Below are 11,592 nucleotides of genomic sequence, written 5' to 3'. Positions count from 1 at the left end.
GAAGGATGCTCCATGCCAAGCACCCTTTCATATATCTCAAGCGCCCGCCGGTATAGAGGCTCAGCCCCTTCGTAATCCCCTTTGCTGCTAAACAGTTCTGCCAGGTTGTTCAGGCTTGCTGCCGTGGAAGGATGCTCCATGCCAAGCACCCTTTCATATATCTCAAGCGCCCGCCGGTATAGAGGCTCAGCCCCTTCGTAATCCCCTTTGCTTTTAAACAGTTCTGCCAGGTTGTTCAGGCTTGTTGCCGTAGAAGGATGCTCTCTGCCAAGCACCTTTTCCCTTATCTCAAGCGCCCTTCTGTATAGAGGTTCTGCCCCTTCGTATCTGGCGTTAAGATTAAGAAAGAGCGCTGTCTGATTCAACAGGTATGATAATTCCTGTTCGTCTGTTACTGATTTCTCATATGTAATGATCATTTCATTGTGTACTTCTACAATATTGAATCTGTTCTCAAGTTTAAGCCAGTACCCCATAAGTTCATATTGTTTTTTATCTGTGCGGAGATTTAAAAACATCCTTGTTTTTGTAATACAGTCTTTCAACTTTTCCCAACTTTCTGCTTCCCTAAATTGCCACGGCAGTTCATCAACCTTTCTGTCTGTCAATTCTTCATCTTCAAAGTAATCCGCAATTTTCAAATGATAATCATTGCTCGTCTCCTTATTCACCACATACTTTTCTTCAACCGCTTTTCTCAGAAAATCATGGGCAAAGTTTAATAATCCTGAGCGGCTTATCAATGATTCCTCTGCTGCAAGGTACAATGGTGACCATACAGCCTTTGGAAGAGGTTTATCCTTTAGGCCAAGCATCCCCAAAAGCTCTGTCTCAGACAGCCCCCGCCTCGATGCCCATATCAGCGACATAGCATCTCTCACTAATCCAGCGCTGTCCCGTTCATAATCATCTTCATATCGGGCAAGGATTTTCTCGTAGAGATCATCAACTGTCCTAGCTTTCAGATAGTGTTTTATTCTCTCTTCAAGAGTAAAATAATCACCGTGATATCTCAGCTCATCAAGCAGAGTCTTTAGATAAAGGGGGTTGTTTGTGTGTTCAGTATCCGTAATGAGATTCAGGTGCCTTGGACTCAATGACCTTGAAAATCTCTGCAGATACTGAGGAATTAAAGTCTTCTTCTCTTCCAGATCAAACAATCCAACATTCATTGAGGAAAGGTTTCTTCTGTTTAAGGCATCAAGGCTTTTCCCCGGCAAAGTGGATAGTATTACCCTCACATTGGGCGGGAAATACACCGGCAGCCAGCCGAGTTCCAGAGCATTGTCCCTGTCTTCAAGCTGGTTTAAAGCGTCAAGGATAAGGATTAATTTACCTCTTGCAGATGCCTTTGCAATCCAGAGCGGAAACGCCTCAACTATCTTCTTTGGATCAGTCGGGATTGCCCCCTCACCCTGACCTTCTCCCGCAAGGGGAGAGGGAATATTCTCTGCTCGTCCAGTCTCATACCTCTCCTGTATCTCCTCCATGATTCTCCGGAGCATTCGCACATAATCAGCACTGTCAGGGGTACCGCCGATAAAGTGGGTGATTATAAATTCATCAGGATTATCCTGCCGGTATCTTTCTGTCCAGTTCGCAATCAGTGCCGACTTACCCGATCCTGATTCACCAAGGATTACTAATGGAGGATCTTCGCTGTTTACATGTTCATCAAGTTTATTGAAATACTCATCCCGCCCTATATAGACTTTTCTCCTTGCCTCGGCAAATGCCTCATGGTCCATCCGCTCCCGTTCAAGAGGCGAGGGCGTTTCTCTTTCCGGAAACCTTTTGTCAATAGCTGCCCAGAGGTCATCAAGAACCTGCTGTCCCAGTGTCTCTGCATTATGGAAATCCTTTCGGACAGGCACTGGATAGTTTTGCTCATGCTCAAGTATCCTGCCTTTCAGTGATTTCAGCTTATTAAGGGAAGTTTCCGGTTCAGGAAGGTAATCCGGCTTTTTGGAGAGGTCTTCTTCTACTTCAGCTGACGTCGCAGGATTGCGGAAGTAAAAGAAAGAGAATTTCTCCATCTCCGGGTTTTCAAGCACACCATGAATTATCTCAAGCTCGGTAACGCTCTTCTTCTTGTGATCTTTTAGCCAATCCTGTTGTTCTATAAGCTCTTGAGGAATATCTTCCGGCAGCCACCCGTACCGCTCTCCGAGTAATCCAATAAAATAAGGACGGCAGCGCTCGATTTCTGCAAGACAGATTGGCAGTACCTTCCCTTCGGCCTTCTGCTCATCTGTCACTCCCCACCGCAAATCTACATCCACAAACTCAACACCCCGCTCCCTGCATTTCTCTTTTAGCTTAGGAAAAGTGAACTTTACAAGTTCCTCCCGCTCATTATGCATGTCTCGGAATGTGGAGGAGACGAAGACACGGACGACTCGTGGTTTTATAGATTCAGGTGTTTGTTTTTTAGACATAGTTTATCTTTCATTACAAGATGAGCTTGAATCAGTTTATGATTTATTCACTTTCTGATTTATTTTTCTTTCAAACGATATACCTCAAACCCTGCTTTTGCTAAAATCTCGGGAATTGCTCGCACAGCATCTTTGTCATACTCTTTAATTTCATCAGGCAGGTCCCTCCACTCTATCTCCTCCACTTAAGCTCAAGAGAAGGCTCCTGATAATAAGTAAGTTTCATATCTCTTAAGTAACTGTTTATCTTTTTAGAATTTATTTTAGATTCGTCAACGTGTAATTGCAGGACATCCAAAGGCGGCAGATGAAATGCCTGAAAATGTCTTGTCTTGCCCAATGCGCTCGTAGAGATGATTTTTTCAAGACTGCGTACTCCGTGCTGCAGGGGAACGTGTAACAGGAAGGCAAGTACATCCTGTGATATTACCTTGACCTTTTGCTGTTTTTTAAGGAAGGCTCGTATCAATACAGCCCTTACAAGCTTTGCCGGGTCATCTCCCTGTGTTGACTTATCAATGTTCAGGGCAAGGTCTACTGACGGAACGGTTAAACTGTTGTTAAGCCGGCTGTGAAAGTCCGGTCCTTTCATGGTTTTACCTTTCCCCGTAGATGCCCATGCATTGAATTCCGCATCATCTTTAAAGGTGCCGCCAATAAATACAAAGATACATTTGCCGAGCGCCCTGTTTGTCATGCCATCAAAGAACTCGGCATCCTGCATCGGCATAAGGAAGGAAGATATCCAGCCCGCCTCTGATCCGTTATAAGAAGTATCGAATTCATCCCATAATACCAGGGGGGTTTTACCCTGTAAGCTTGCTGTCTGAATCTGTTTAAAAGCATCAACAAGGCGTAAGGAATCATTGAACTGTGAAAGATTAAATGTTAAATATTCAAACCTGTTCTTCGAAGGATCATCAATTGCTTCCGCTATCTGTTCTGCAACAAAAGTTTTGCCTGATCCCGGACCACCAAAGATTGAAAAGGAAAGCACTCCCTTTCCATTATTGACATGGGTTTCCACCCTGCTGGCGAGACGGAGCAGGGTGTCTGCATATTCAGGAGATGATGTAAGAAGATTCCCGAGTCTGAAAACTGTCCTTTCTCGAAGCTCATCGTCACTGCAGCAGATAATTTCACAGGCGGTTTTCCAGTTTGCCGCAGGAGGCTTGCTGTATGTAATAATGTTTTTTGTATCAACATTTTCCAGTGATGCTACCGGAAGGTTTGTTGTTGTGGTTTGTTCCCAGTTGACCTGTCCTTCCATTGGTCCATCATATCCTTTTTTCACTACTGCACGCAGGCGTGCAAGACCTGTTGTTGAACACTCAAGAACGTGTTTTGTATTCAACGATGTTGATGAGAGCAAAGCCTGAGTTAAGGAATATACAAAAACTATACCGCCTGCAACAACAGTTCCGTAACCTTCCCTTGAGAAAGAATCTGGTTGGTCACCTTTATAAATCAATAGCTTACCTTGCCCTGGAATACCCGGCCCAACGATCAAAGCCCCGTCATATGCAATCTGAATCACAACATAATGCAGCCACTTCCCTTTTTTCCAGATTGTGTCATCTGTCTGAAGATAATCTGTTAACCGCTCTCGCAGGCTTTCCCAGTTGCCCGGAAACCAGAGAGAACCGTTAGCCATATCCTGCACAGGAGAAAACCATATACCTCTTCCGGTTCCCGTCTTTCTAACGCTTTTCCACTCTTCTTTCAATGGGTCGTGAGTACGGACTATATATTTTCTCTTTTGAAGAAATTCCGGAACGGTCTCTCTGTTTTTTGCCAACCATCCCTGATTGAAATCAAGAATAACTGCCGGTATGCTTTTAGAGATTTTCTTGAAATCGCACTTGTTTAGTTCACCTGAAGGATATTCATGTTCACCTGCTGTTATGGCCTGCTCTACACTCCAGTCCTGGCCCTTCTTATTATTCTTCCGCGTCAGGAAATAAATGGATTCGGCAATGTCTCCGGACAAAGGACAGGGGTCTTCAGCGTTTATTCCGGTTGCCTTTAAATACTGTCTGAGGCTCCCGGCTCCTCCGTCCAGCTTGACACTCCAGAATCGAACAGCATCAACCCATGCTTCACGCAGATCAGCCGGTTTATCCGGAAAACCTTCAAGATAGATAAAACTGTCAATACTATTATCACCGGCAACCAATATTCCAGGGTTTGGCTTTGAGTTTGTTTTTCTATTTGAGTTAGTTGATGACGTTTTTTTAGCTACGGACTTTCTTGCCATATCCTCCCCCTTTTTTACATGCAGCGATTATTTTTAATTATGAAGAAAGTATAATAATGTTAATCATTGTTTATCAGCCTTCACCATCTTATATCCGGCAGCCTTAAGTATCTCTTGAATGCCCCGAATCATATCACGATCTGATTCCTTGTCAGACTCACTCAATTGATCATAAGGAACAAGACAGTTATGAATCTTTCTGGCTTTATCCGTCTCAGGCCCGTATTTCCAGCCGTCACGAAGTTTTCCTTCCATCCATACTTTATGCGCTGCCTCGGCAAGGCGTTCAAGTGTCTCGTTATCTAAATCATCCATCTTGCCTCCACTTAATACTTGCTGGTTCCTTTTTAGAATCAATCTGTTCTCTTTCGTATTCCCGGTTCAAATCATTTTCTTTTATATCAATTAATTTCATTCCACATTTTAGCATACCTGATTGCCGCTATACACATAAATAGTCATCATCAGTGCGGAGCGGATGAATTCTCACATTGTGAGATAAAGGATTTTGGATTTGAAGCGTTGCCATTTAAGAGGTTTGCAGCCAACAGAGCATTTTATTACTGTGTGGTTATATCGTTCTTTTTGTTTGAGACATTTTGCAAGCTATGCAACGACAGTAAGGCGGAAGGCTTTGCAGTAAAGATCGTAAAGACAAGTAGAGATATGCCTCAATGAAAGTTGCTCTACTTCAGGTATCGTCTTTGGGGTTTCTACAATAAAAAATTATACTTAATTGTGGTGGTCACTTATGTGGGATATTTTCTGGATGAGCAGTCCCAAGTGGTACTATATTGCCTACAATTATGTTCTCTTTTGACCCCTTAAAATAATCCGTTTTTCCTTGTATAGCAGATTGTGCAAGGACAGACGTTGTTCGTTGAAATGAAGCTGCAGACAGCCAGCTTTCAGATAATAAAGCTACTGCTGTAATCCCTAAAAGTATCGGCTTTGCAATCGCTTTCTCCATTTTTACAGTACTGTTTTCTTCTGTAAATCTACATTTAGAGACTATCTCCCCGGGAATAAAGCTTGTATCCCCAGGCTCAACTATCTGAACCATTCCAAGCATTTTTCTGACCAATATTTCCAGATGCTTGTCATTTATAGTAACCCCCTGGCTTCTGTATACCAGTTGGATCTCGTTAATGACATGGATTGCAGCCTTCTCAGGCCCCAATACTCGAAGTATATCCCTTGCATCCACTATTCCATCTACCAATATGTCCCCGGCTTTTACATAGTCTCCGTTATAAACATTGAACTGCCGTTCGATTGATACAGAATGTTTTTTTGAGTCACCATGCTCTCCCAGAATTTCAACAGTCATATATCTGCCTTTTGGAGGATGAATTCTGACAGTTCCATTTATATCTGCAAGTATCGCAGCACGATCAAGTTTCCTTGCATCGAGAACCTGCAGCACTCTGTTAAGCCCCCCGGTTATATCAACATTTTTGGTTGCCTTTTTGGGGATCTTTGCAATAACATCTCCGGCTTCTATGTTATTGCCTTCATTGACTGTAAGAGTTGCTCCGATAGGTAAAAAATACTCCCTGTCGTCAATTATAATCCTGGGAATGAGGTTTTCTGTGATAGAGGTTATAGCCACTCTCGATATCTCTGTTTCACCATCAGTTTCTTTCTTCATAGTTAACCCATTGACGATATCCATATAAGTAACAGTCCCGTTGTTTACAGCTATAACAGGCATATTAAAGGGGTCCCATTCAGCAATTATCTGTCCGGACTTTACTGACGTGCCTTCATTAAAATATAAAACTGCTCCGTAAGGGATAGCCCCCATATCTTTTTCTGCCCCGGCTTGATTTTTGATCAACAGCCGTCCATTTCTATTAACTACCACGGATTTGCCGTCTTTGTTGTCTACACACTTAATATCAGAGAATTTGACAATGCCGCTTTCTTTTGCTTCGATTAAGGACCTTGCTGTTGCTCCTGAAGCACTGCCCCCGGAGTGAAACGTTCTTAAAGTAAGCTGTGTGCCTGGCTCTCCAATGGATTGAGCAGCTATAATGCCTACCGCACTCCCTATGTCTATTATTCTTCTTGACGAGAGGTCATATCCATAGCACATGGCACATATTCCTTCTCTGGAGTCGCACGTGATGGGGGAACGCACCCGTGCCGATGTTATCCCGACGGCCTTTATTTCAGTAACGGCAGCTTTGCCAATTTCGTTATTTCTTTGTACAATGATGCTGCCCGAACCAGGATCGACAATGTTTTCTGCTGCAATCTTGCCATAGATTCTCTCTTCTATCGGGACCATAACAGTATTATTATCCGTCAGTGCCGATATTGTGATCCCTTTTGTGGTACCACAATCATATTCATTAATCACCACATCGTGTGCGGCATCAACAAGCTTTCTTGTAAAGTAGCCGGCATTGGCAGTCTTTAATGCTCCATCAGCTCTTCCTTTGCGAGCACCATGAGAGGAAAGCAGGAATTCATGGTAGCTCAACCCTTCCTTGAAGTTTGATTTTATCGGAACCTCTACTATCTCTCCGGTAGGCTTTGCCATAAGGCCTCTCATTCCTGCAACTTGCCTTATTTGCTGAACTGAACCCCTTGCTCCTGAATCTGCCATCATGAATACAGAATTGAATGCTTTCCTCTCCTGTTTTTCCTCTGGTGTGAGCAAGTCATTGTCAGGGATTCCATAGTTTTCCATCATTGCCGTTGCAATCCTGTCAGAGGCTTTCATCCATAAGTCTATGATTTTATTATGTTTTTCCTTGTCTGTAATCGTTCCACTGCTATATTGCTCCTGAATATCTTTAACTTGGCCTTCGGTTTTTTTAATGATTGACTCTTTCTCCCCTGGAATAGAGAGGTCATCAATGCACAATGAAATACCTGAAAGGGTTGCAAACTTAAAACCTGTATCCTTGATTTTGTCCAATAAAACAACTGTTTCCTTGTGCCCGGCCTTGTCGTAACATAACTCTATCAATTTGTTTAAGTCTTTTTTCCTGATATTTTTATTCAAAGCCTCAAAAGGAATTTGAGGGGGGAATATTTCACTAAAAACAACTCTTCCGGGAGTGGTGTCTATCAATTCATCATTAATTCTTACTTTTATTTTCGCCTGTAAATCAACTACTCCACCATCATAGGCAATTACTGCATCCTCGGGGTCGGCGAATATCTTTCCTTCTCCTTTACAGCCCCTCTTTTCTTTTGTAAGGTAATATATCCCAAGTACCATATCCTGTGAAGGACTCATTATGAGTTTCCCGTTGGCAGGAGAAAGGATATTGTATACTGACAACATTAATACTCTTGACTCTATTTGTGCTTCAATCGAAACAGGTAGGTGGACCCCCATCTGATCTCCATCAAAATCGGCATTAAATGCAGAGCATACCAGAGGATGTAGCCGTATTGCCTTGCCTTCAACCAAAACCGGATCAAATGCCTGAATACTCATTCTATGAAGTGATGGAGCTCTGTTTAATAAGATGGTTTTCTCCCTGATTTCATGTTCAAGTGCTTCCATGGCCTCAGGTTGTTTCTTTTCAACAAGCAGTTTTGCGTGTTTCAGACTGGAGGCATATCCAAGTCTCATGAGTTGTCCGTATACAAAAGGCCTGAATATATCCATAGCTAAATCTTTTGGAATACCGCACTGATGGAGTTTCAAGTCCGGACCAACCACTATTACAGAACGGCCGGAATAGTCCACCCTCTTGCCCAAGAGATTTCTTCTAAGTCTCCCTTTTTTACTCCGCAGCATTTCAGAGAGTGATTTCAGGACTCTCTTGTTTGACCTGTCTTTGGCTGTGTATTTACGACCGTTATCGAATAAGGCATCTACAGAGGCCTGCAAGGATCTTTTTTCAGTGTTTATTATCAGCTCAGGAGCACCAAGCCTAAGCAGACGTTTCAGGCGCTGGTTGCGGTTCATTATCCGGATATACAAATCGTTAAGGTCAGAGGAAGCAACCGTCCCGTCTTCCAGGAACAGTATGGGCCGAAGATCTGCAGGTAACACCGGCAGAACATCGAGTACCATCCATTCAGGTTTGTTCCCGGATTTCTGAAAGTCTCTTGCTATCTGCAGTCTCTTGGTTACCCTTCTGGAGGACTCCCTTTCCTTTAGATGCTCAACCAGGGGGTCTATTTTCAGGCTCTTCAGCAGGTACTTGATTATACCCGCACCTGTAGCTGCTCTGAAGCGGGCAGATGCCTCGGATTTTGATGATTTGATTGCAAAATAATCATTTGCTGAGATAACTTCATGTTTTTGGTGCCGGCTCTCTCCAGGGGCGAGCACTATATATGACTGATAGCTGATAATCCTGTCCAGTGCTTTCGGCGGTATATCCAGCAGTTTGGCAATGATGCTTCTGAACCATATATGTACTACAGGAGCAGCAAGAGAAGTATGCCCGAACCTCCTCTTTCTGACAATGGGGTCATTGATCTCAACGCCGCATTTTTCACAAATAGTGCCTTTTTTATGATATGCTTTTTTGTATTTTCCACAATGGCATCTCCCGGCTTCAACAGGTCCAAATATTTTTTCACAGAATAACCCACCGATTTCAGGACGTTTTGTGATGATATCTATGGTTTTTGCATTGTCTATCTCCCCATACGATAATTTTATGATCCTTCTGGGATTCAGCAGGCTTATTGTCAGGTTGTTTATGTTGTTGATTTTACTGCTTTTTTTCATGATAGTTTTCTGAATACCTGTAATATTTGTTCCGGATTTCCAGGCCGGGAAGCCCTCTTGCCGCAAGTGAAAGGCAATTGACGGTAGGGCAGGGCATCATTAACCTACGGCTTTCAGGTTCAGTTTTGGTGATAATATCGTTGCATTGCCACCTTCTACCGTCAACCAGTTTGTCCCAATAAAGCCCTTCGGACAAAACTCTGACAGAAGGGCAAAGAATACCTTGCCATACAAATCCTCATCAATCATAAATTTCTTTCTGAGTGCGTTGATTCTCATCGTGGTGGTACACAACATTAAAGTTGTCCACTTCATTTCCTTCATTTTCTCAAATAATTTCGATGCTAAAATAGTGCTGTTATCTATCTCTACAGCAAGTTGTTTCTTCGTTGGCTCGGGTTTTGTGTGAAAGACCAAATTAACCAGCAGATCCGGGTATACGATTTTCCTCCTCTTGCCCCTATACATTTCCTTCAGAGTATTCTCATCCAGGAACGAAAAATCATACTGATACTTTGCGCTTTCTCTTTTTATTGTTCTTACTACATCAGTTACAGCCATTTCGTGAGCAACGGTAAGTTCGCTTGGCATATTCGTCCTTATTCTCTCTACAGCGTATCCCTGGGTTACAAGAGTTTGTACAGAAAGGGGGGTTATACCGTAGAGAACGAATCTTCCTTTGCCATCCCTGTTGCGATACTGTTGAGACATGATGAGTTTGTCCTTGCGTAAGATAGACAGTCTTTTATAAAGAGCGTGTTGAGATACCTCACTCTTGTAGACTCTTTTAAGAAGACTCTTTATTTGAACGAAGGTTGCAGGTCCGCTGGATAGGATTCTGAAAATATCCAGGTCTCTATCGGTTATATCTGCCATATTCTGTGCCTCCGAATCTATTCCGGTTGCAGCTCAGCCTTGAGCGTATCGATTTTTTCCAGAAACTGATTTATATTTTCCTGAATGTTTTTTCTAAGCTCGAAAGTGAGTTTCTTGTCCTTGTTCACCTTTATCTTTAATACGTACTCGTTATTTGTTTCCCTAAACATCTCAGGCACTGCTGCAGCAGCAGGAGTTGTTTTGGTTTCCGGTACGGCAAAGTATTTTGTGAGGTAGGAAATACTGTCTTTAATACCCTTTTTCTCTAATCGTCTGATTATTCTGCGGTATTCTCTGTTGTTGGATTTCTTGAGTTTGGCAAGTGAAAACGAGAGCTCAGAGAATTCAGATGCTGTTTTGAAATCCAGAGCAGGAGTATTGTCCCAAAAGATTTTATTTATCTCAGGGGTGAGATTTGATGCTGTATGAATCTTCAGATATCGTGTAACAGTTTTCTTATTGTTGTATCCCAAGACCTTTGCAACGCTGTCATCATCTCCATAATCCTCTTTAATCCCGGCTATTGAGGCTGCTTTCTCGAGTGGATTAAGATCATCCCGATGCATATTCTCAATACACGCAAATGTACGTAGCTGTCGGTCCGTTACATCTTTTTTCACTATTGCAGCAATAGTGCTTAAGCCTGCAGCTATTGAAGCGCGCCATCTCCTTTCGCCAGCAATGAGTTCAAACATGAACTCAGATCCTGGCTCTTCAATCTTTCTTACAAGAATGGGCTGCAACAACCCGTTTTCACGGATGGAAGTTTCCAGTTCCTTTAGGGCCTTAGGATCAAAATATTTTCTTGGCTGTAGCCTGTTTGGACAAATCTTTCCAACTGGAATGCTAACGACCTCGTCCCTGCCGGTAGTCCTCTCAAGATTACCAATTGCTTCATCGAGATACTTCTCTGAGTTAAAAGTTCCTTCCATTGACGGCCTCCTTTGTTTGCTGTTTATATAAATATTACCTTGAGCTTTTCAATGAAAAAGGGATTTTTGCAGATATTTAAATTTAATAAAATGAATGCAGATTCTTGGGACATGATGTCCCGTCATGGTTGGCTGAAATCAGGTAGCTTACACCCCCCTCAAAACCCCCCTCAGTTACCCCCTCAAAACCCCCCTCAAAATACCCGTCAAAATACCCGTCAAAAACCCCGTTAAAACCTTTTTTTCAAAATTGTCGATTTTGTTAATAATTTCAAGGACTTAGTAGCTGCCCAAGCAAGGTGACTACCCTGTATTGGACACTGTTTTGAGATGACCTGTTTATTTGTATGCCTTTTGAGTGTGTAGAAATGTGTGTTTGTA

At 42.7% G+C, this 11,592-nt stretch carries 7 protein-coding genes; all 7 read right to left on the bottom strand.

Going from position 1 to position 11,592, the window contains the following annotated elements:
• A partial coding sequence (locus VST71_06780) for a tetratricopeptide repeat protein (GenBank protein ID MEC4685419.1) occupies positions 1–2,438 on the bottom strand: 2,438 nt, incomplete at its 3' end.
• Between the two features lie 59 nt (positions 2,439–2,497).
• Positions 2,498–2,623, bottom strand: coding sequence for a hypothetical protein (locus VST71_06775; protein MEC4685418.1), 126 nt, complete (start codon positions 2,621–2,623; stop codon positions 2,498–2,500).
• Positions 2,611–4,695, bottom strand: a complete 2,085-nt coding sequence (locus tag VST71_06770; protein MEC4685417.1) for an AAA family ATPase — start codon at positions 4,693–4,695, stop codon at positions 2,611–2,613. Before VST71_06770 ends, VST71_06775 begins: the two co-directional genes overlap by 13 nt.
• Before the next feature lie 63 nt (positions 4,696–4,758).
• The gene (locus tag VST71_06765) at positions 4,759–5,010 is read right to left on the bottom strand and encodes a RyR domain-containing protein (protein ID MEC4685416.1); all 252 of its coding nucleotides are present in this window, start codon (positions 5,008–5,010) and stop codon (positions 4,759–4,761) included.
• A gap of 430 nt (positions 5,011–5,440) precedes the next feature.
• Positions 5,441–9,403: a DNA-directed RNA polymerase subunit beta' gene (gene rpoC, locus VST71_06760; protein ID MEC4685415.1), complete on the bottom strand. Its 3,963-nt coding sequence runs from the start codon at positions 9,401–9,403 to the stop codon at positions 5,441–5,443.
• Positions 9,404–9,502: 99 nt separating this feature from the next.
• Positions 9,503–10,279 carry a replication-relaxation family protein gene (locus tag VST71_06755; protein MEC4685414.1) on the bottom strand — a complete coding sequence of 259 codons (777 nt, stop codon included), beginning with the start codon at positions 10,277–10,279 and terminating at the stop codon, positions 9,503–9,505.
• Between the two features lie 17 nt (positions 10,280–10,296).
• Positions 10,297–11,211: a ParB/RepB/Spo0J family partition protein gene (locus VST71_06750; protein ID MEC4685413.1), complete on the bottom strand. Its 915-nt coding sequence runs from the start codon at positions 11,209–11,211 to the stop codon at positions 10,297–10,299.
• Positions 11,212–11,592 lie beyond the last annotated feature (381 nt).

The sequence above is a fragment of the Nitrospirota bacterium genome, from assembly GCA_035873375.1.
Lineage (GTDB): Bacteria > Nitrospirota > Thermodesulfovibrionia > Thermodesulfovibrionales > JdFR-85 > BMS3Bbin07.
The sequence above is the reverse complement of the archived record's forward strand: the minus strand, read 5'-3'. Positions and strand labels throughout refer to the sequence as shown.